Consider the following 19,765-nt stretch of genomic DNA (forward strand, 5'->3'; position numbering starts at 1 on the left):
CGGTCAGGCGGTGACGAAGGGCCCGGCCCCCGTGGGGGAGCCGGGCCCTTCGTCGTGGGTCTCGCGGGTGCTGCGGGGCGTCAGGCCTGCAGGCGGGCCTTGACGGCGCCGGACAGGCGCTTGCCGTCGGCGCGGCCGGCGACCTTCGCCTTGAGCTGGGACATGACCGCCCCCATCGCACCCATGCCCGTCAGGCCCTCACCGGTGGCGACGAGGACGGCCTCGTCGACGAGCTCGTCCAGCTCCTCGTCGGTCAGCGGCGTCGGCAGGTACGTCTCGATGACGCCCAGCTCGCCGCGCTCGCGCTCGGCCTGCTCGGTGCGCCCGGCGCCCTCGTAGGCCTCGGCGGCCTCGCGCCGCTTCTTCGCCTCGCGCTGCAGGACGGTGACGACCTCCTCGTCGGACAGCGTGCGCGCGGACTTCCCGGCGACCTCCTCGCCGCGGACCGCGGTGAGCACCATGCGCAGCGTGGCCGACCGCAGCTCGTCGCGAGCCTTCATGGCGGTGGTCAGGTCGGTCTGCAGGGTGTCCTTGAGGGTGTCGCTCATGCCCGCGATCCTCCCACCCCCGTCGAGCCGTTTCCCGTCCGCGCGGCAGGATGGCCGGATGCCGACCGCTGCCGGAGTCCTCAAGGCCACCGCCGGAACCGTCGGGCTGGCCGCCCTGGCCGCCGGTGCGGGGCTGGGCTACGCGGCCGGGTACGAGGTGCGGGCCTTCGCACTGCGGCACGCGCTCGTCCCCGTGCTGCCCGTGGGGGCCCGTCCGCTGCGGGTGCTGCACCTGTCCGACCTGCACCTCGTGCCCCGCCAGCACCGCAAGCGGGAGTGGGTCGCGGCCCTGGCCGACCTGGAGCCGGACCTCGTCGTCAGCACCGGCGACAACCTCGCCTCCCTCGACGCCGTCCCCGCCGTGCTGGAGACGTACGCGGGGCTGCTGGCCCGGCCCGGGGTGTTCGTGCTGGGCTCCAACGACTACTGGGCGCCGCGGCCGCGCAACTGGGCCCGCTACCTCGCCGGGCCCTCGAAGATCCCGATGCCCGAGGAGATCCCGCGCCTGCCCACCGACGACCTCGTGCGTGGCTTCACCGACGCCGGGTGGGTCGACCTGGACAACGTGCGGACGCGGCTCACGGTGGCCGGGCTGGACCTGGAGTTCGTCGGCGTCGACGACCCCCACCTGCGCTACGACCGGTACCACGACGTCGCCGGGAAGGCCGCACGCGACGCCGACCTCACCATCGGCGTCACCCATGCCCCCTACCGCCGCACCCTCGACGCCATGACGGCCGACGAGGCGGGGCTCATCCTCGCCGGCCACACCCACGGCGGGCAGCTCTGCGTGCCGGGCTTCGGGGCGCTCGTGACGAACTGCGACCTGCCCCGGAAGCAGGTCTCCGGGCTGTCCCGCTGGTCCGCCGCCGGCCACGACGCCTGGCTGCACGTCTCCGCGGGCCTCGGGACGTCCCCGTACGCGCCCGTCCGCTTCGCCTGCCGCCCCGAGGCGACGCTGCTGGAGCTCGTGCCGGTGCGCTGAGCTGGGCCGCGCGGGTACTGGTTCGGAGCACCGTCGCGCGTGGGCTACTCTTGTCGAGGTCGTTGAGGCGGCCATCGGGGTGTGGCGCAGCTTGGTAGCGCGCTTCGTTCGGGACGAAGAGGCCGCAGGTTCAAATCCTGTCACCCCGACCAGCAAGACCGCAGGTCAGAGGCCCGGAACCGCGCAAGCGGGACCGGGCCTCTGGCGTTGTGCGTGACTGACTGCGTGACTACCTGTAGGAGGAGTCGTGGCCATCACCGCTGCTGCCGCGGGTGCTCGGCTGGGCGCGCTCATCGAGCAGGTCAATGACCACCAGGAAGCTATGGAGATTACCTCCACACGTGCGACGGCGTACCTCGTCCCCGCCGACGAGTACCAGTCGCTGCGCGAGATGGAGTACCTGCTGCGGTCTCCGCGTAACGCGCGGCGACTTCGGGAGAGCGTGGCAGAGGCTCGTCGTGGGGACAACACGGCCCAGTAATGAGAGCAGCCAGTGGGCTTCCTCAGAAAAAATTCGGCCATCGTGGGATGACGTCCCTGGGAGTGGTGTAACTCCTCACGCGTGAAGCGCTGCGGATCGGACTATGCCGTGACGGTGGTGCTCGTGTCGAGCACGACGCTCATGCCGGCGTCCGCGCGCAGCGCGGGCGCCGGGGAGGAGGATGAGGAGGAGGTCTCCTGCGGCGAGCTCACCAAGGCCATGGAGGACTCCGACAAGTAGCGCCGGTCCCCGGACTGCCACTCATCATGGGCCTCGATCAGCACGCACGTCGACAACCGCAGCAGCGCCTTCGCGTTGGGAAAGATCCCCACCACGTCGGTGCGGCGTTTGACCTCCCGGTTCAACCGCTCCAGCGGGTTCGTCGACCAGATCTTCTTCCAGTGCGCCTGCGGGAACGAGGCGAACGCGGTCACATCCGCGCCGGCCTCATCGAGCATGTCGGCCACGGCCGCGAACTTCCCCCGCAGGCTGTCAGCCACGACACGGACCTGCTGACGGACCTGCTCAACGACCTCATCATCGACGCCGGGCTGGACGACGGTGGATTGAACAACGGCGGGCGGGACGAAGATGGTTCGGATCATCGCCGAGACCGCGTCCTGCTGAGGCTTGGCGACCTTCGAGAGCACGTTGCGCATGAAGTGGACCCTGCATCGCTGCCACGCCGCGCCGGCCATCGACTGCTCGATCGCTGAGACCAGGCCGCGGTGCTGGTCGGAGATCACCAGCTGCACCCCGTGCAGGCCCCGATCACGCAACGAGCCCAGGAACTCCTTCCAGAAGGGCAGCGTCTCAGCGTCACCGACATCGCAGCCCAACACCTCCCGGTGCCCATCAGCGGTGACGCCGGTGGCGATGACCACCGCCTGGGACACCACGCGCCCACCGATGCGGGCCTTGCAGTACGTCGCGTCCAAGAACACGTACGGCGTGGCCTGGGCGTCCAGCGGACGGGCGCGGAACGCGGCGACCTCGGCGTCCAAGTCCGCGCAGATCCGGGACACCTCGGACTTGGAGATGCCGGACTCCACGCCCAACGCCTCGACGAGGTCGTCGACCTTGCGGGTGGATACCCCGTGGACGTAGGCCTCCATGACGACCGCGTGCAGGGCCCGGTCGATGCGCCGGCGCGGGGCCAGCAGCGAGGGGAAGAACGATCCGGTGCGGGTCTTGGGGATCTTCACGTGCACGTCGCCGGCGGTGGTGGCCACCAGCCGGTCGCGGGCCCCGTTGCGCAAGGTGGTGCGCGCGGTGGAGCGTTCGTGCGGGCCGGCGCCGATGTGGGCGGTCGCCTCGGCCTCGATGAGGGCTTGCAGGGCTCCTTGCAGGATGCGGCGCATGAGCTGGCCGTCGTCGGGGGCGTTGAGTGCGTCGAACAGGGTGGACAGGGCAGACTGGTCCTCGAGGGCCATCGCGGTGATCCTTCTTCTACGAGTTGCTTGGCGGTTACTCGCAGAGCTTCACGCGGTGGCCCTCGCCTGCGTCTCGGACACGCCGGACGACCTCAGGCTGGTCGGGCCGAGTTACACCACTCCAGGGGACTCACCCCGTTATGGCACTGCGACACCGAGGAGCTGGTCGTCAACAGCGAGCACGCTGAAGGCTGCTGGTAGGACTGCCTTCAGAGCCTGGAGGGCTGTGGGCGGGCGGCACCGCACGCTCAGGCGACAGACCAGGCCATGACGCATGTGCTCAGGGGACACAGCTAGTCCTCGGAGCGGGGAAGCAGGAGAAGGCGGGGGCCGCAGGTAGCCTCCCTCGCATGACGGTCCAGGACACGCTCGAGCTCGACATACCCGATCTTGAGGCACCTGCAGCGCGCAACACCACGACCTTCGTGGACAACATGGCACTGCCGGTTCACCGCTGGTTCCGCTACTCGGCCGGCTTCTCGGCCGGTTGGGTCGAGTCGATGCTCAACGAGACCACGGAGGCACGTGTCCTTGACCCCTTCGCTGGCTCGGGCACCACATTGCTGGCAGCCCAACGCCTTGGTCACGAGTCCTACGGCCTAGACGGACAGCACTTCGTGGCTCGGGTGGCTGCAGCCAAGCTCCATTGGTCATCGAACGTCGATGACTTCACCAAGCTGGCGCAAGACACCTGGTCCGATCACAAGCCAGTCACTTGGGCATCGCCACCATCGCTGCTGGAAAAGTGCTACACACCCGCGACTCTCGAAGATTTGATCGGCTTGCGAGACGTGGTCCTGGCCCGTCAGGACGGGTCCCCCGCCTCGCAGCTCCTGTGGCTCGCCCTGGTCTCGATCATCCGGAAGACGTCGCACGTCGGTACGGCTCAGTGGCAGTACGTCCTGCCTAACAAGAGCAAGCGGTCCGTCCTTGGCGTGCGCAACGCCTTCGAGCTGCAGGTTGCCCTCATGGCAGCGGACATGCGCACACGTCAAGAGGAGGAGCAGGGACAGGACCCCGTGGCAGCGCACTTCATCGAGGCCGACGCACGCACCACGGACGCCTTCCCTGACGGCTGGGCGACACACGTCGTGTGCTCACCGCCGTACGCCAACAACTACGATTACGCAGACGCTACGAGGCTTGAGCAGACAGTGATGGGGGAGGTCTCCGGATGGTCGGACCTCAAGAACCTGCGCTCCAGCCTGGTTCGTTCCTGTTCGCAGGCAATGGCGAAGTACAGGCCGGCCGAGGCGCTCGAAGACCCCATCTTGGAGCCGATCATCGGCGAACTGAACAGTGTGTTCGCTGGCTTACGCGAGGCCAAAGCAAGTCACCCAGGCAACAAGGCCTACGACACCATGATCTTGGCCTACTTCCACGATTTGGCTTATGTCTGGCGCACGCTGCGCAAGGCCAGCGCCGATGGGGTGAAGGTTTGCTATGTGATCGGCGACTCGGCCCCGTACGGGGTCTACGTCCCGGTTGAGCGCTGGCTGGGCGAGCTTGCTATCGCCGAGGGGTTCAAGTCCTGGTCCTTCGAGAAGGTCCGGGATCGCAACGTGAAGTGGAAGAACCGCAAACACGACGTGCCCTTGCATGAAGGGCGTCTCTACGTGGAGGGTTAGATGGCGGAGGCACCCGGTCACCGGCTTGGCCAGATCATCGGGGAAGCACTTGAGTTGGCGCTGGAGCCGGTTCTGAGTGACTTCGCCAAAGCGAATGACCTATACCTGGATAAATATGGTAAGCGCTCCACTCGCGAGGGTCCCAAAGTCACGTGGTATGACGACAAGAACAACAAGCACGACCTGGACTTCGTCCTCGAGCGAGGTGGGTCTGACACGAAGGTCGGCGTCCCGGTTGCGTTCATAGAGTCAGCATGGCGTCGGTACACCAAGCACTCGAAGAACAAGGCCCAGGAGATTCAGGGGGCCGTCGAACCGCTTATCCGGAAACACTCATCGGTTAAACCATTTGGCGGTGCAATTGTCGGCGGCATGTGGAGCAAGCCGTCGCTCACTCAGCTGACAAGTCTCGGGTTTGGTGTCTGTCATATTGAGTACAGCGAAATCGTTCATGCCTTTCGGCAAGTCGGCATGGAGGTGGCGACGAGCGAAGCCACCCATGACTCCGAGTTGCAGAAGGAGGTTGACAAGTACGACGCCTTGTCGGCTAGCCAGAAGTTCAAGCTTGGCGAAGAACTTCGTAAATGCGCACCCGAAGAGTTCAAAAAGTTCCGAATGGCTTTGGAGCGAGCCATCATTCGCAAACTTGACCGAGTCCTGCTGATCGCCATGCACGGCGTTAGTGGGAACTACGCCTCCATCGCTGAGGCGGTGAACGCCATCCGGACCTACGAACCGCCCGCTGCTGTTCCAGAGGTGACCCGTTGGGAGGTCTCGATGCGGTTCACAAATGAAGACCGCATCGACGCCTCATTTCAGGACAAAGAACTCGCGATCGACTTCATGGAAAGCTTCGCGTCGAAGTAGCGGCGTCTTGGTGCGGCGATGACGGTGACCCGCCCCGGACAGCCTTCGCGTCGCTGTCACGGCGCACCTAGTGAGGGTCTATCTGCGTGACAACGGGCTTGGACGACCGGGGACGCTCATGCAGCGATCTGGAGGCGGCAGTAGGCGACACGGGGTGGACCTCTTCTACTTGCGAAGCTTCGGGACGAAGAGGCCGTAGGTTCGAATCCTGTTACCCGACCAGCAGATTCACGGAGGGCCCGGCTCGCACAGACGATCCGGGTCCTTCGTGCGTCCCGGCTCACTCCTGCGCGGCACCGATCGCGCGGTCCAGCCACTCCGCCATGAGGGTGCGCTCGGCCTCGGTCAGGCCGGGCAGCCCTCCCGTCGTCGCGCGGAACGCGACGGTCTTCGCCATCCCCTCCTCGATCGGCGCGGCATCGGTGAGCACCGCGCGGGACACCGCGTCCCACAACGCCTCCGCCAGCCCGGGGTCCCGCTCGGCGGCGGGTACGGCGAGCAGCGTCGACACGGCCCCTGTCCCCGCGGCGTGCAGCACCGCGACGGCCCGCGCCTCGCTCACCCGCAACCGGCCGGCGGCGGCGGCGCGGTGGACGCGGGTCCGCAGGACGTCGAGGCCGGCCTCGACGGCGGGGGAGGCGCCACGTTCGGGGTCGGTGAGGAAGCGGAAGAGGCCGGGGTGGGCGAGGCCGAACTCGACGTGCGAGCGCCAGCCGGCGTGCAGGTCCTCGACGGGGTCGGCCTCCGTCGCTTCGACGTGCGCGGACTTCCCGGTCACGTACGCGGCCATGACGTGCTCGGCGACGGCTTCGAGCAGGCCGTCCTTGTCCCCGAAGAGCCGGTAGATCGCCGGGGCCTGCATCCCCGCGGCCTGGGCGACGGCGCGCGTCGTGACGGCGGTGGTGCCGCCCTCGGACAGGAGGTCGGAGGCGACGCGGACGAGGCGCCGGCGGACGCCGTCGCGCTCGGTGTCCTCGGTCGTGATCGGCACGGAACGATGGTAGCGCTCGAGTGTTTCCGTGGTTAGTGCGCATCCACCGATACCAACGGGGGAGTGTCGCTGGAGACGAGGAGCGCCATGATCGTCGTTACCGGTGCCACCGGACAGCTCGGTGCGCGCATCGTCCGCTCCCTGCTCGGGGTCCCCGCGGAGCAGGTGGGGGTCAGCGTCCGCGACGCCTCGGCGGCCGCCGACCTCGCGGCGCGGGGAGTCCGGGTCCGCGCAGCGGACTTCACCGACCCCGACTCCCTCACCCACGCGTTCGAGGGCGCCGACCGCGTCCTCGTCGTCTCGGCCGCCATCCGCGACCCGGAGCTGGTCACCCGGGCGCACCGCGCGGCCGTCGACGCGGCCCACGCGGCGGGGGTGGAGTGCGTGCTCTGCACCAGCCACCAGACGGCCTCACCCACCTCGCCGGTGGCGGCCCGTCCACCGCGCTGCGCAACGGGTTCTACGCCACGACCGTGCCGCACCTGCTCGGGGACGCCCTCGCCACGGGCGTCCTCGCCGCACCCGCCGACGGCCCGGTGTCCTGGACCGGCCCCGACGCGCTCGACCTCGCCGACGTCGCCCGGCTGCTCGCGGACCTGACGAGACACCCGGTGGAGCGCGCGGTCGTCGAGGGCGAGCAGTGGGTCGCCGACCAGGTCGCGGCCGGGGTTCCGGAGGGGGCGGCGCTGTTCACGCTCGGCATGGTCCGCGCTTCTCGCGCGGGGGAGTTCGCCGTCGTCGACCCCGCCCTGCCCGAACTCCTCGGCCGCCCGGCGACCCCGCTGCGCGACCTCCGGGGGACGGCCGTCGGCGGGCGGTGACCACGGGTCGTCCCACCGCCTCGCCCACCCCTGCCGGCGGCATCCGTACCAGGTGCCGCCGAACCACCGACCACCGGCTGTTCCGGTACTCGTTCCGCTTCGTCCCATTTGACAGCCCTCCGGCCGGGCACAACCCTTGGGGCCCGTTCGGGTGGACCCCGGAGCTGACCCTGACCCTGCTGTGACCTCGGCCGTCTCCGTCCGCACACCGCCCGTGCACCACCCGAGACGTCCGGCACCGCGACGCACGCCGTCGCCGACAGGAGGACCCCGTGGCCACCGCGTCAGAACGACAGACCTCGCCCGCCCCGCCCGCCGAACCGTCCTCCGAGCCGGTGCTGCGCCGGCCCGTGTTCATCGGGGCCGCGGCCGTCGTGCTGGCGCTGGCGTCCTGGATCCTCACCGCCCCCGAGCAGGCGTCGGACGTGATCGGGGCGGCCGTCGGGTGGGTCGGCACGTGGTTCGGGTGGTACTACGTCCTGTTCGCCACGGTCGTGCTGGTCTTCGTCGTCGTCGTGGCGGCGTCCCGCCACGGCCGGACCAAGCTCGGCCCCCAGCACTCCCAGCCGGAGTTCAGCACCTTCGCCTGGGTGAGCATGCTGTTCGCCGCGGGCATCGGCACCGACCTCATGTTCTTCGCCGTCGCCGAACCCGTCAGCCACTACCTCCAGCCGCCGGTGGGGGAGGGCGGCACCGTCGAGGCCGCGCGGGAGGCCACGGCCTGGACCCTGTTCCACTACGGGATCTCCGGGTGGGGCATGTACGCGCTCATGGGGATGGCCCTGGGGTACTTCAGCTACCGGATGGGGCTACCGCTGGCGATCCGCTCCGCGCTGCACCCCCTCATCGGCCGCCGCGTCGAGGGGCCCATCGGTCACGGCGTGGACATCGCCGCCCTGCTGGGGACGATCGTGGGTGTCGCGACGTCGCTGGGCATCGCGGTGGTGCAGCTCAACTTCGGTCTGAACGCCCTGTTCGGGATCCCCGAGGGACCCGCGGCGCAGGTGGCGCTCATCGTGCTCGGGGTGGGGATGGCCACCGTGTCGGCCGTCACCGGCGTCGACAAGGGCATCAAGGTGCTGTCCCAGCTGAACGTGCTGCTCGCCATCGCACTCGTCGTGTTCGTGCTCATCGCGGGCAACACCGCGCTGCTGCTCAACGGGTTGGTGATGAACGTCGGCGACTTCGTCAGCGGGTTCGCCGGCATGACGATGGAGACGTTCGCCTGGAGCGACGCCCAGGCGTGGATGAACGGCTGGACCCTGTTCTTCTGGGCGTGGTGGGCGGCGTGGGCCGCGTTCGTCGGGATGTTCCTGGCCCGCATCTCCCGCGGCCGCACCATCCGGCAGTTCGTCGTCGGCACCCTCACCATCCCGTTCGTCTACATCGTCCTGTGGATCTCGATCTTCGGGAACAGCGCCATCGACGCGATCCGCCAGGGCGGGGACGCCTTCGGTGAGCTGACCGTGGCCAACCCCGAACGGGGTTTCTACACGCTGCTCATGCAGTACCCCGGGTTCACCTTCGTGGCCGGTCTCGCCACCCTCACCGGCCTGCTGTTCTACGTGACGTCGGCCGACTCCGGCGCCCTCGTCATGGCCAACCTGTCCTCGGTGCTGCCGACCGCCAACACCGACGCCGGCAAGGGGCTGCGCATCTTCTGGGCGCTCGCCACGGGGCTCCTCACCATCGGGATGCTGCTCGTCGGGGGCGTCACCGCCCTGCAGAACGCGACGGTCGTGATGGGGCTGCCGTTCACGGTGGTCATGCTCCTGGTGATGATCGGGTTGTGGCGGGCGCTGCGCCTGGACGCGCTGCGCGAGGAGAGCCGTACCAGCACCCTCCCGGGCCGGTTCTCCGGCCGCGGTGAACAGGCGCGCGGCGGGGAGAGCTGGCGCTGGCGCCTGCGCCGGGCCATGGGTTTCCCCGACGCGCAGGCCGTGCAGCGTCACCTCGACGAGGTCGTGGAACCGGCGCTGCGCGAGGTGGCCCAGGAGGTCTGCGACCGCGGGGTCGCCGCGCAGGTCGTCTACACCGGTGACGAGCTGGGGGAGCGCTACGTCGAGCTGGCCGCCGACCTCGGCGAGGTCCAGCCGTTCCGCTACCGTGTCCACCGCTGCCAGGTCCCGATGCCCGTCTTCGCCCGCGACGGCCGTCCCGTGCGCGGCTCCGGCTCGGCCCCTTCTGACTACTCCCGCCTCGAGGTGCACCTGGCCGAGGGCGGGCAGGGCTACGACGTCATGGGCTGGACCCACGCGCAGGTCATCGACGACGTCCTCGACCAGTACGAGCGGCACCTGGAGTTCCTCCGCCTGCAGGCGGACGTCCAGGGCTGAGCGCCGACCGACCCCACCGACGACCAGAGGAGACCCCGTGCCCGACCTGTACATCGCCGGAACGTGGAGAGCGGCCGCCGCGGGAGAGCGGCGCGACATCGTGAACCCCTTCGACGCCCAGGTGTTCCAGACCGTCGACGAGGCCGGACCCGCCGACGCCGAGGCCGCCGTCCTCGCCGCCCGCGCGGCCTTCGACACGACCGGCTGGCCGCGCCTGGACGCCGCCGAGCGGGCCGACCTGCTGCGGCGGGTGGCCGCCCTGCTGCAGCGGGACAAGGAGGACATCGCCCGGACCGAGACGCTGGACACCGGCAAGACACTGGTGGAGAGCCGCGTCGACGTCGATGACGTCACCGCCGTGTTCGAGTACTACGCCGAGCAGGTCCTCGTCGAGGTCGACCGCACGGTCGACACCGGTCGCGACGACGTCCTGAGCCGCGTCGAGCACCACCCCGTCGGGGTCTGCACCCTCATCGCACCGTGGAACTACCCGCTGCTGCAGATGTGCTGGAAGGTCGCCCCGGCCCTGGCCGCCGGGAACACCCTCGTCCTCAAGCCGAGCGAGGTCACCCCGCTCAGCACTGTCCACCTCGTGCGGCTGCTCGCCGAGGCCGGGGTCCCCGACGGCGTCGTCAACCTCGTCCTCGGTTCCGGCGCCGCCGTCGGTCAGGTGCTCACCGAGCACCCGGCCGTCGACCTGGTCTCCTTCACCGGGGGCCTGCAGACCGGCCGGTCCATTCTGCGCGCCACGGCCGAGACGGTGAAGCGGACCACCGTGGAACTGGGCGGGAAGAACCCGCACGTCGTGTTCGCCGACGTCGACCTGGACCGCGCCGTCGACGCGGTCCTCACCGGTGCGTTCCTGCACTCTGGGCAGGTCTGCTCGGCCGGGACCCGGCTCATCGTGGAGGAGTCCGTCGCTGACGACCTCGTCGCCGGCGTCGTCGACCGCGCCCGCCGCATCCGCTTCGGCAACGGCCTGGACGAGGGCGTCGAGAGCGGACCCCTCGTCTCGGCCGCCCACCGGGAGAAGGTGGAGGGGTACGTCGCGCTGGGCCGGTCCGAGGGCGCGCAGCTCCTGACGGGCGGTTCCCGGCCGCAGGACCCCGAACTGGCGCGGGGGTTCTTCCTCGAGGCGACCGTGTTCGACCGCTGCGACCGGTCCATGCGGCTGGTGCAGGAGGAGACCTTCGGTCCCGTCCTGACCGTCGAGCGGTTCCGCACCGAGGCCGAGGCGATCGCCCTCGGCAACGACACCGCGTACGGCCTGGCCGGCGGTGTCCAGACCGACGACCCCGAGCGCGGGGACCGCGTCGCCCGCGCCCTGCGCCACGGGACCGTCTGGATCAACGACTTCGGCCCCTACGTCCCGCAGGCCGAGTGGGGCGGGCAGCGGATGTCCGGCAACGGCCGCGAGCTCGGCCCCGCCGGTCTGGCCGAGTACCGCGAGACCCAGCACGTCTGGCGCAACACCCGCCCGGCCGCCGCCGGGTGGTTCCGAGGGTGAGCGCACCCGACCACGAGGAGGAGCACCAGGTGAGCAGCACGCAGCAGGAGTTCGACTACGTCATCGCCGGCGGTGGGACGGCGGGGTGCGTCGTGGCCGCCCGGCTCTCGGAGGACCCCGACGTCACCGTCTGCCTCCTGGAGGCCGGTCCCAGCGACGTCGGCGACCGGGACGTCCTGGAGCTGGAGCGGTGGATGGGCCTGCTCGACTCCGGCTACGACTGGGACTACCCGGTCGAACCGCAGGAGAACGGCAACAGCTTCCTGCGCCACGCCCGGGCCAAGGTCCTCGGCGGCTGCTCCTCGCACAACTCCTGCATCGCGTTCCACCCGCCCGCCGAGGGGCTGGACGCCTGGGAGGCGCTGGGGTGCACCGGGTGGGGGGCCGCCGACGTCCTGCCCCTGGTGCGGCGCCTGGAGAACAACTCCGGCACCGGTGACCACCACGGCCGCAGCGGCCCGGTGACGTTGCGGAACATCCCGCCCCGCGACCCGTGCGGGGTGGCCCTGCTGGAGGCCGCCGCCGCCGCGGGCCTGCCGACCGTGGAGTTCAACAGCGGCTCCACCGTGACGCGGGGCGCCGGGTGGTTCCAGATCAACGCCTCCGAGGACGGCACCCGCATGTCGACCTCCCACGCCTACCTGCACCCGGTCATGGACAACCGCCCGAACCTGGAGGTCCGCACCGGCCGGCACGTCGAGAAGGTCGTCCTGGGGACCGGCGCGGACGGGGCGCCCCGCGCCACCGGTGTGACGTACACCGAACCGGACGGGCACCACCACACCACTGTCCACGCCCGGCGCGAGGTGGTGCTGAGCGCCGGGTCCATCGACACCCCGAAGCTGCTCATGCTGTCCGGCATCGGTCCCGCGGAACACCTGCGCGAGTTCGGCATCGACGTCGTCGTGGACGCCCCCGGGGTCGGGGAGAACCTGGACGACCACGTCGAGGGCCTCGTGTTCTGGGAGGCGCTGCAGCCGATGGTGCAGCGGTCCAGCCAGTGGTGGGAGATCGGCCTGTTCAGCACGACCGCCGCGGGTGAGGCGGCCGGGACGACGGTGCCGGACCTGATGATGCACTACGGGTCGGTGCCGTTCGACATGAACACCGTGCGCTGGGGCTACCCCACGACCGACAACGGGTTCTGCCTCACCCCGAACGTCACCCAGGGCCGTTCCCGCGGCACCGTGCGCCTGCGCTCGCGCGACCACCGCGACCGGGCCCGGGTCGACCCGCGGTACTTCACCGACCCCGAGGGCCACGACCTGCGGGTCATGACCGAGGGCATCCGCCTGGCCCGCCGCATCGTGGAGCAGAGCCCGATGGCGCCGTGGGCGGGCGCGGAACTGGCCCCCGGCAAGGACGTCGTCACCGACGACGAGATCGCCGACTACGTCACCAAGACGCACAACACCGTCTACCACCCGTCGTCCACGGCCAAGATGGGCGCCGACGACGACCGGATGGCGGTCTGCGACCCGCGCCTGCGGGTCCGCGGGGTGCAGGGCCTGCGCATCGCGGACGGGTCGATCATGCCGTTCCTGCCCGCGGTCAACCCGAACATCACGACCATGGCGATCGGCGAGAAGTGCGCCGACATGCTCGTCGCCGACCGCTGACCGGGTCCCCGCGGCGCGGGGGCGACCTCACCACGAGGTGACGGTCTCCCGCGCCGCGGGCGCCCCCACCCGGGCCAGCAGCGCCGGCACCAGGTAGGCGTAACTGGCCGGGGTCAGGGGTTTCGTCCACTGCCCGTGCCGCACCGCCGCCGGCAGCGGCAGCCCCAGGTCGTCGGCTGCGTCGGGGCACCGCGTGGGCCGGCACCGGACGAGGGGCCACAGGATCGGACACAAACATTCCACTCGCGGTATCCTTGTGTCGTGATATGGCTGGGGGTTCCCGACATCGCGAAGTCGTGGGGGATCAGTCCCCGGCGGGTGCGGCAGTTGATCGACGCCGGCTCGCTCCCGGCGACGCTGGTGAGCGGCAGGTGGCTCGTCGAGGAGCGCGAAGCCGAGGCAGCGCGGGAGCGGCGGGCGGGGCGACCGCTGTCGTGGCGGTCCTCATGGGCTCTGGTCCTCGCGTCCGTGGAACGCGCCGGGCGGACGGGTGGGCCGGGGCAGCCCGGGAACTCCTGGTGGACGTGGTGGGACGGGCTGGACGGCACGGAGAAGGCGCGGGCGCGGCGGCGGTGGGCGGCGGTGGTCCCGTCGCGAGGTCAGCCCGGTGCGACGGGTGTCGCCGAGAACACTGCCTCGTGGCTCCGGTCGTCGTTGGGGAACAGGGCCCGGCGGGTGGTGTTGTCCGCGATCGTCGACGACCTCCCGGACCTGCGGGCGGATCCGCGCATCACACCGTCCGGGGTGTCGTCGGCGCTGGTGGGGATGTCGGCGGGCCTCGTGGTGGAGGGGTACGCGCCCGAATCCGACGTGGCGGCCCTGCGTCGGGACCACCTGCTGCGCGAGGAGGGGTTCCCAGCTACCGGGTCGCGCGCGATGCGCGGGAACGTGGTGTTGCACGTGGTCACCGACGAGCTGCCGGGGACTGTCCCCGTCTCCACCGAGCTGCTGCTGGCGGCGGATCTCGCTCAGTGGCGGGGCGCACGGGAGGACGCGCGAGCGGTGGAGCTGCTGCGCGCGGCGGCCGACCGGAACGTCGCAGGGCCGTGGGGTGATCCGGTGTGATCGTGCTGCCGGTGATGGGCGCCGCGCTGGAGGCGTCGTGGTCGGCGCTGCTCGACGTGTTCGAGCAGGTCGACCACGGCTGGACCCTCGTCGGTGGTCAGATGGTGCACCTGTGGTGCGCGGAACGAGGGTTCTCCGCGCCCACGCCCGACGGACGACGCGGACGCCGTGCTGGACGTCCGGGCGGTTCCGGGGATGCTGGCGCTGTTCACGGGAACCCTGCGGGACCTCGGTACGCGCCCCAGACCAGCGGCGACGGGTTGCAGCACCGCTGGACCCGGACGGTCGGGACGGACGGGCGCGGTCTTCCGCTGGTGGCTCAGGTGGACGTCATGGTCCCCGACGGCGTCGGAGAACGTGCAGCAGCCCGGGTGGGTGTTGGCGGCGCGGCCACCCTGGAGACCCCCGGTGGGTCGCAAGCCCCGCACCGCAGCGAAGACGTCGAGGTCCAGGTCGGCGACCGGGCCGGTCGGGTGCGACGACCGAACCTCGTCGGGGCGCTCGTCGTGAAGGCCGCCGCCCACGAGAGGCAACCGGGAGCAGCCGGGGCGCGACACCGGCTGGACTTCGCGACCCCCGTCTCGATGCTCGCCGGCCGGGACCTGCGCGAGGAGGTGTGGACGAAGGCCGACCGGCGACGGTTGCGGGCCATGACGGCAGCCGTGCGTGGGGACCGGTCCGCGGTTCTCAGCGCGCCGGGGGCGGAGGAGGCGCTGGAACTGCTGGGGGAACGTCTGGTGCCGTGACGCGGAGGGCGCCTCCGACCCACCCACCGGCGCCGTCCACCGCAACCGCGACGAGCCGGTCAGGCCGTGGGCACCGCCGACCGTTCCCGCACACCCCCGACCCTCGCCAGCAGCGCCGGCACCAGGTAGGCGTAACTGGCCGGGGTCAGGGGTTTCGTCCACTGACCGCGCCGCACCGCCGCCGGCAGCGGCAGCCCCAGGTCGTCGAGCTGCTGGTCGAGCACCGCGAACGACCCGCTCGGCACCTGCTGCTGCCGGTGCGCGGCGGCCTGCCGGTGGGTCAGGTGGAACCGGTGCCCCTCGCGCCGCACGTCGTCGGGGGAGGGGGCGGGGACGACCCCGGCGAGGTGACCGGCCAGCCACACCGCCCCCACCTCCGCGGACAACGGGCTGCGGTAGGTGTTCCCCCACCCGGCGAACGCGAGCCGGGGGACGGCGGCGGGCAGGATCCGCCGGTGCAGCGCGAGGACCCCGTCGGCGTTGAGCAACCGCTCGCGCACGGAGACGTCGAGCGGGGACAGGTCCTGTTCGAAACCCGTCGCGGCGACGACGACGTCGGCGGGCAGGCGGGAACCGTCGGACAACTGCACGTCACCGGCGCCGAGAGCGCTGATGGAGCGTTCCCGCCGCACGGTGATGCGGCCGGCGCGGACGGCCTCGAAGAACCCGTCGGTGACGAGGCTGTCGGAGTACGGCAGGGGGGTGCCGGGCAGCAGCCCGACGCCGCGCAGACCGGTGCGGCGGGCGACGTGCTGGGCGAGCGACCACAGCGCCGCCCGCCGCAGCGGGGCAGCGGCGGCGGCGAGGAAACGTTGCGCCGGCGTGGACCGTTCGGGAGCCATGAGGTGTTCCCCGAGGCGCGTCAGCAGCAGGTGGCGGAACGTCAACGGCCCGGCGATCCGCTTCGGCACCTTCCACCGCACGGCCCGCGCGACCACGCTCGTCGAGCGCGCCGTCCGGGACGCCGCGACCGCCACGTCGCACGCCGTCTTGCCCCAGCCCACGACGACGACGTCGCGACCGGCGAGCACGGCCCCGTCCCCGAGCTGGGTGGGTTCGACGACCTGACCCCCGGTGGCGTCGAACACGTCGCGGCCCGGCCAGTCCGGGACGTGCGGGGTGGAGAACACGCCGTTGGCGAGCACCAGCCAGTCCACGTCCAGGACGGAAACCCCACCGGCGTGCTCGATCTCCACGGACCAGCCGTTCCCGGCCGGGACGGCGTGGGTCACCGCCGTGCCGAGCCGGACCCGGTCACGGATCCCCTTCACGTCGGCGTAGTGCTCCAGGTAGGCGCGGACGTGCGCGCCGGTGGGGTGGAGGGGGAAGTCCGCCGGCATCGGCACGTCGGAGAACGCGTACGACACCCGGTCGTCCTGGGTGGACACGTCGGGGTAGCGGCGGGTCGCGCTCCACACCCCGCCGAGGTCGGGGGCCTTCTCCAGCACCGTGACCTCGTGACCGAACCGGCTCAGCACGGCGGCGGTGACCAGCCCGGAGGGCCCGGCGCCCACGACAGCGATCCTCATGCCGACCAGCCTCGGACCCGGTCGTCGCGCACGGGAACCACCGTCACCCGTTCGTCGGGAACCCCCTGCGCCGAACCGGTGGTTCGTCGCCCGATCGGACCTCCGGGGACACCTCCGGTCGTGGACCGGGTCGCAGGCGGTCACCGAGCATCGAGGGGAACCACCGCAGACCGAGGGGGACGCGCGGCGCATGGACCTGCAGATCACCGAACACCGCCACCTGACGGGGGTGCAGAAGCTCGCCCACGACTGGCAGGAGCTGCACGACGCCGCCGGGGAGGCGAACCCCTTCACCGGCCCGGACTGGGCCCTGACGTGGCTGGAGCACTTCGCCGGGGACCCGCGGCACGAACCCCTCGTCCTGGAGGTCCGCGACGGGGACCGCCTCGTCGGCGTCGCCCCCCTCTACCGCCGCTCGGTGCTGCGGGGCCTGGCCACCGTCGTGCAACCCGTCGGCACCGGCAGCCTGTGGATCGGGCCCTACGAGCAACCCGCCCTGCTCACCGACCCGACGTGCGCGCGGGACGTGGCCCGCGCCGTCGTCGCGCACCTGTGCGCCGACCCGGCCCGCTGGGACGTCGCGCAGTTCGCGCTCGGGGAGAACGTGCCGTGGTTCGAACCGGAGTGGCTGCCGGACTGGTCGTTCACCCTCCTGCAACGCCGCACCCGACCCTCGGCGGTGCTGCGGCTGGCCGGTGTCGAGAACGTCTACACCGGCCGCCGGAACCTCAAGGAGTCCCTGCGCCGGGCCCGCAACCGCCTCACCCGCGACGTCGGCGCCGACGGGTGGTCCGTCCGCCGCGTCACCGACCCCGCCGACCTGCCCGCCGCGTTCGACCGGCTCGCCGCCCTGCACTCCGAACGCTCGCAGTTGCGCGACGGCCGGCCCGTGCACGCCGACGTCTACGCCGACCCGCGCGTGCGGGACTACCTGCGCGACGTCGTGACCCGCTCCGGGATGCACGGCGGGGCCAGCGTCTACGAACTCCTCGTCGGCGACACCGTCGAGGCCGCCCAGCTCGTCCTGCACACCCGCAGCGCCAGCTACTCCTCGACGTCGGGGGTCTCGGAGCGGGCGTGGCCGTACTCGGCCGTCACCTACCTGCTGTCCCTGGCCGTCAAGGACGCCCAGGACGCCGGGCACCGGCTGCTGAACCTGTCGACGGGACCGAACCAGGCCAAGCTCCGCTGGACCGACGAGGTCCGCACCTCCACGGAGTTCGCCGTCGTCGGGCCCCGGCGGCGGTCCAGGGCCCTGGTGCTCGCCCTGGACGCGCACGCCGTGCTCGCCGGGTTCGTCGAGGCGCGGCGCGCGCACCGCGTCCGACTCACTCCCGGGCGGCCTTGACCCGGTTCTCCACCAGGCCCAGCACCATGTCGCTCGCCTTGCCCAGCAACGCCAGCAGGACGATCGCCAGCAGCACCTGGTCGGTGCGGGAGGTGTTCTGCCCGTTCGTCATCTGGAACCCCAGGCCGATCGAGGAGGAGATCAGCTCGGCGGCGACGAGGAACAACCAGCTCTGCGCCAGCGCCAGCCGCAACCCCGACAGCAGGGCGGGAGCGGTGGCGGGCAGCAGGATCGAGGTGAACAGCCCGACCCCGCGCCGGCCGTAGGCGCGGCCGACCTCGACGAGGCCGGGGTCGAGGTGGGTCAACGAGGACAGGACGGTCGTGTAGACGGGGAAGAACGCCCCGATCGCCACCAGGGTGATCTTCGGGGGTTCCCCCAGGCCGATCCACAACCCCAGCAGGGGGACCCAGGCCAGCGACGGCACCGCGCGCAACGCCCCCAGCGTGGGGGCGAGCAGGTCGTGCACCAGCCGGGAGGATCCCGTCAGCCCGCCGAGGACGAGCCCGGCGACCGCACCGAACGCGAACCCGACGAGGACGCGCTGCACGCTGATGGCGATGTTCGTCTGCAGCGCACCCGTCGACCACAACTGGGTCGCCGCGTTCCACACGTCGACCGGCGGTGGCAACTGGCTGCGGTCGAACACCCCGGCGGCCGTGGTGGCCCACCACGCGGCGAACAGCGCGACGGGGACGACGGCGCCCACCCACCCGCGCGAGGCGCGCAGCGGGAACCGCGGGCTGTCCGCCGTCGCCGGTGCGGCGCCCGCGTCCACGACGCTCACGACGCGCTCGCCTTCTGCGCGAACTCGGGCACCAGCAGCGTGTCGAGCGCCTCGTTCGCCGCGTCCTCCGACGGGACGTCACCGGTGGCGGCCATGAGCGGGATGATCCCGGACAGCACCGTGCGCTGCGCGTCGCCGGGGACCCCGTCGAAGTCGAGGGTGGTGCGTTCCAGCACGCGGGCGGCGACCTCGGGCGAGAGCTGCGCCGCCGTCCCGTAGAGGGTCGCGAGGTCGGCGGGGTTCGCCAGCGCCCACGCGCGGGCCGTCGCGTAGGCGTCGACGACCTGCTGCACGAGGTCGGGGGAGTTCTGGATGAAGTCCTCGCGCGCGTTGAGGACGCCGTAGGTGTTGAAGTCCACGTTGCGGTAGAGCAGCTTCGAGCCGGACTGGATCTCGGTGGCCGCCATGTTCGGGTCCAGGCCCGCCCACGCGTCGACGTCGCCGCGTTCGAGGGCGGCGCGGCCGTCGGCGTGCTGGATGTTGAGGATCTCCACGTCCGAGCCCGACAACCCCGCCTGCGCGAGCGCCTGCTGCAGGAAGAAGTACGGGTCGGTGCCCGTGGTGGCCGCGATCTTCTTGCCGCGCAACCCGGCCACGTCGGTCACCGTGGAGTCCGCACCCACGACCAGGGCGGTCCACTCCGGCTGGGAGTACACCTCGACCGTCTGCACGGGGGAGCCGTTGGTGCGCGCCTGCAGGACGGCCGACCCCGCGGTGGAGGCGAGGTCGAGGTTGTCGTTGCGCAGGAACTCGTTCGCCTTGTTGCTGCCCTGGGACTGCTCCCACTGCACGGTCAGGCCCGCGTTCTCCAGGATCTTCTGCTCCCGGATCACCAGGCTGAGCGGGTTGTAGAGGGCGTAGTCGAGGCGGACGCGGTCACCGCCGGAGGACCCGCCGGACGAGGAGGCGCCGGCGGCCGGGGCGACGCTGCCGGAGGAGGACTCACCCTGCACGCAGCCGGCGGCGGTGAGGGTGAAGGCCCCCAGGCCGAGGCCCAGGAGGGTGCGACGGGTGGTGCGGGCGGTGGCGGAGGGCAGCGTGGACACAGTTCTCCCGGGGAGGTGGGTGGGTGTG

18 protein-coding genes, 1 tRNA gene and 1 pseudogene are annotated in these 19,765 nt (G+C 71.3%); 13 read left to right on the forward strand and 7 right to left on the reverse strand.

Translation table 11 applies throughout. From position 1 onward, the window contains the following. Nucleotides 1–80: 80 nt before the first annotated feature. The gene (locus AB2L27_RS11860) at nt 81–548 is read right to left on the reverse strand and encodes a GatB/YqeY domain-containing protein (protein ID WP_370441683.1); all 468 of its coding nucleotides are present in this window, start codon (nt 546–548) and stop codon (nt 81–83) included. A gap of 58 nt (nt 549–606) precedes the next feature. On the opposite strand from AB2L27_RS11860, the gene AB2L27_RS11865 reads away from it, so the two are divergent. The 3 genes from AB2L27_RS11865 to AB2L27_RS11875 all read left to right on the forward strand — a co-directional run bounded on the left by AB2L27_RS11865 (nt 607) and on the right by AB2L27_RS11875 (nt 2,014). After that, nucleotides 607–1,533 carry a metallophosphoesterase gene (locus tag AB2L27_RS11865; RefSeq protein WP_370441684.1) on the forward strand — a complete coding sequence of 309 codons (927 nt, stop codon included), beginning with the start codon at nt 607–609 and terminating at the stop codon, nt 1,531–1,533. Nucleotides 1,534–1,608: 75 nt separating this feature from the next. Continuing rightward, a tRNA-Pro gene (locus AB2L27_RS11870) sits at nt 1,609–1,685 on the forward strand. A 95-nt stretch (nt 1,686–1,780) separates the two neighbouring features. Then, nucleotides 1,781–2,014 (forward strand): type II toxin-antitoxin system Phd/YefM family antitoxin, encoded by a 234-nt coding sequence (locus AB2L27_RS11875; RefSeq protein ID WP_370441685.1) that lies wholly within the window; start codon nt 1,781–1,783, stop codon nt 2,012–2,014. Nucleotides 2,015–2,115: 101 nt separating this feature from the next. Here AB2L27_RS11875 and AB2L27_RS11880 read toward each other — a convergent pair whose 3' ends face one another. Next, nucleotides 2,116–3,447: an IS256 family transposase gene (locus AB2L27_RS11880; RefSeq protein ID WP_370441686.1), complete on the reverse strand. Its 1,332-nt coding sequence runs from the start codon at nt 3,445–3,447 to the stop codon at nt 2,116–2,118. Between the two features lie 350 nt (nt 3,448–3,797). Between AB2L27_RS11880 and AB2L27_RS11885 the strand changes: the two genes are divergently transcribed. Next, nucleotides 3,798–5,075: a DNA methyltransferase gene (locus tag AB2L27_RS11885; RefSeq protein ID WP_370441687.1), complete on the forward strand. Its 1,278-nt coding sequence runs from the start codon at nt 3,798–3,800 to the stop codon at nt 5,073–5,075. Then, on the forward strand, nt 5,076–5,942 hold the full coding sequence (locus tag AB2L27_RS11890; protein ID WP_370441688.1) for a DNA methylase: 867 nt from the start codon (nt 5,076–5,078) through the stop codon (nt 5,940–5,942). It begins immediately after the preceding gene. Nucleotides 5,943–6,222: 280 nt separating this feature from the next. On the opposite strand, the gene AB2L27_RS11895 is transcribed toward AB2L27_RS11890, so the two are convergent. Then, on the reverse strand, nt 6,223–6,933 hold the full coding sequence (locus AB2L27_RS11895) for a TetR/AcrR family transcriptional regulator (protein WP_370441689.1): 711 nt from the start codon (nt 6,931–6,933) through the stop codon (nt 6,223–6,225). Between the two features lie 87 nt (nt 6,934–7,020). Between AB2L27_RS11895 and AB2L27_RS11900 the strand changes: the two are divergent. The 5 genes and pseudogenes from AB2L27_RS11900 to AB2L27_RS11920 all read left to right on the forward strand — a co-directional run. After that, nucleotides 7,021–7,287: pseudogene (locus AB2L27_RS11900) on the forward strand (NAD(P)H-binding protein); the annotation flags it as partial. 26 nt (nt 7,288–7,313) lie between these two features. After that, nucleotides 7,314–7,754, forward strand: coding sequence for a Rossmann-fold NAD(P)-binding domain-containing protein (locus AB2L27_RS11905; RefSeq protein WP_370441766.1), 441 nt, complete (start codon nt 7,314–7,316; stop codon nt 7,752–7,754). Between the two features lie 272 nt (nt 7,755–8,026). Continuing rightward, the gene (betT, locus tag AB2L27_RS11910; protein WP_370441690.1) at nt 8,027–10,090 is read left to right on the forward strand and encodes a choline BCCT transporter BetT; all 2,064 of its coding nucleotides are present in this window, start codon (nt 8,027–8,029) and stop codon (nt 10,088–10,090) included. Between the two features lie 37 nt (nt 10,091–10,127). After that, on the forward strand, nt 10,128–11,597 hold the full coding sequence (locus AB2L27_RS11915) for an aldehyde dehydrogenase family protein (protein ID WP_370441691.1): 1,470 nt from the start codon (nt 10,128–10,130) through the stop codon (nt 11,595–11,597). A gap of 29 nt (nt 11,598–11,626) precedes the next feature. Beyond that, entirely contained in the window at nt 11,627–13,216 is a 1,590-nt protein-coding gene (locus AB2L27_RS11920; protein ID WP_370441692.1) for a GMC family oxidoreductase, read from the forward strand. Nucleotides 13,217–13,243: 27 nt separating this feature from the next. On the opposite strand, the gene AB2L27_RS11925 is transcribed toward AB2L27_RS11920, so the two are convergent. After that, nucleotides 13,244–13,459 carry a hypothetical protein gene (locus tag AB2L27_RS11925; RefSeq protein WP_370441693.1) on the reverse strand — a complete coding sequence of 72 codons (216 nt, stop codon included), beginning with the start codon at nt 13,457–13,459 and terminating at the stop codon, nt 13,244–13,246. Between the two features lie 501 nt (nt 13,460–13,960). Here AB2L27_RS11925 and AB2L27_RS11930 point away from each other — a divergent pair. After that, a complete protein-coding gene (locus AB2L27_RS11930) occupies nt 13,961–14,281 on the forward strand; it encodes a hypothetical protein (RefSeq protein WP_370441694.1) in 321 nt (106 codons plus the stop codon). A 473-nt stretch (nt 14,282–14,754) separates the two neighbouring features. Then, nucleotides 14,755–15,027, forward strand: a complete 273-nt coding sequence (locus AB2L27_RS11935; RefSeq protein ID WP_370441695.1) for a hypothetical protein — start codon at nt 14,755–14,757, stop codon at nt 15,025–15,027. Between the two features lie 59 nt (nt 15,028–15,086). On the opposite strand, the gene AB2L27_RS11940 is transcribed toward AB2L27_RS11935, so the two are convergent. Further along, nucleotides 15,087–16,556, reverse strand: coding sequence for a flavin-containing monooxygenase (locus tag AB2L27_RS11940; RefSeq protein ID WP_370441696.1), 1,470 nt, complete (start codon nt 16,554–16,556; stop codon nt 15,087–15,089). Between the two features lie 190 nt (nt 16,557–16,746). Between AB2L27_RS11940 and AB2L27_RS11945 the strand changes: the two genes are divergently transcribed. Continuing rightward, on the forward strand, nt 16,747–17,904 hold the full coding sequence (locus tag AB2L27_RS11945) for a GNAT family N-acetyltransferase (protein ID WP_370441697.1): 1,158 nt from the start codon (nt 16,747–16,749) through the stop codon (nt 17,902–17,904). Here the strand turns inward: AB2L27_RS11945 and AB2L27_RS11950 are convergent. Together AB2L27_RS11950 and AB2L27_RS11955 are read right to left on the reverse strand one after the other, a co-directional pair. Next, complete coding sequence (locus tag AB2L27_RS11950) at nt 17,885–18,691, reverse strand: ABC transporter permease (RefSeq protein ID WP_370441698.1); 807 nt, start codon at nt 18,689–18,691, stop codon at nt 17,885–17,887. The two genes, AB2L27_RS11945 and AB2L27_RS11950, sit on opposite strands and share 20 nt — an antisense overlap. After that, entirely contained in the window at nt 18,688–19,644 is a 957-nt protein-coding gene (locus AB2L27_RS11955; RefSeq protein ID WP_370441762.1) for an aliphatic sulfonate ABC transporter substrate-binding protein, read from the reverse strand. Before AB2L27_RS11955 ends, AB2L27_RS11950 begins: the two co-directional genes overlap by 4 nt. Nucleotides 19,645–19,765 lie beyond the last annotated feature (121 nt).

The organism is Kineococcus halophytocola (assembly GCF_041276425.1).
Classification (GTDB): domain Bacteria; phylum Actinomycetota; class Actinomycetes; order Actinomycetales; family Kineococcaceae; genus Kineococcus; species Kineococcus halophytocola.

What these genes read in the sequence shown, in the direction of transcription:
- AB2L27_RS11890 (WP_370441688.1), top strand. Translation starts at nt 5,076, where the DNA reads ATGGCGGAGGCACCCGGTCACCGGCTTGGCCAGATCATCGGGGAAGCA.
- AB2L27_RS11880 (WP_370441686.1), bottom strand. Translation starts at nt 3,447, where the DNA reads ATGGCCCTCGAGGACCAGTCTGCCCTGTCCACCCTGTTCGACGCACTC.
- AB2L27_RS11940 (WP_370441696.1), bottom strand. Translation starts at nt 16,556, where the DNA reads ATGAGGATCGCTGTCGTGGGCGCCGGGCCCTCCGGGCTGGTCACCGCC.
- AB2L27_RS11860 (WP_370441683.1), bottom strand. Translation starts at nt 548, where the DNA reads ATGAGCGACACCCTCAAGGACACCCTGCAGACCGACCTGACCACCGCC.
- AB2L27_RS11865 (WP_370441684.1), top strand. Translation starts at nt 607, where the DNA reads ATGCCGACCGCTGCCGGAGTCCTCAAGGCCACCGCCGGAACCGTCGGG.
- AB2L27_RS11885 (WP_370441687.1), top strand. Translation starts at nt 3,798, where the DNA reads ATGACGGTCCAGGACACGCTCGAGCTCGACATACCCGATCTTGAGGCA.
- AB2L27_RS11945 (WP_370441697.1), top strand. Translation starts at nt 16,747, where the DNA reads ATGGACCTGCAGATCACCGAACACCGCCACCTGACGGGGGTGCAGAAG.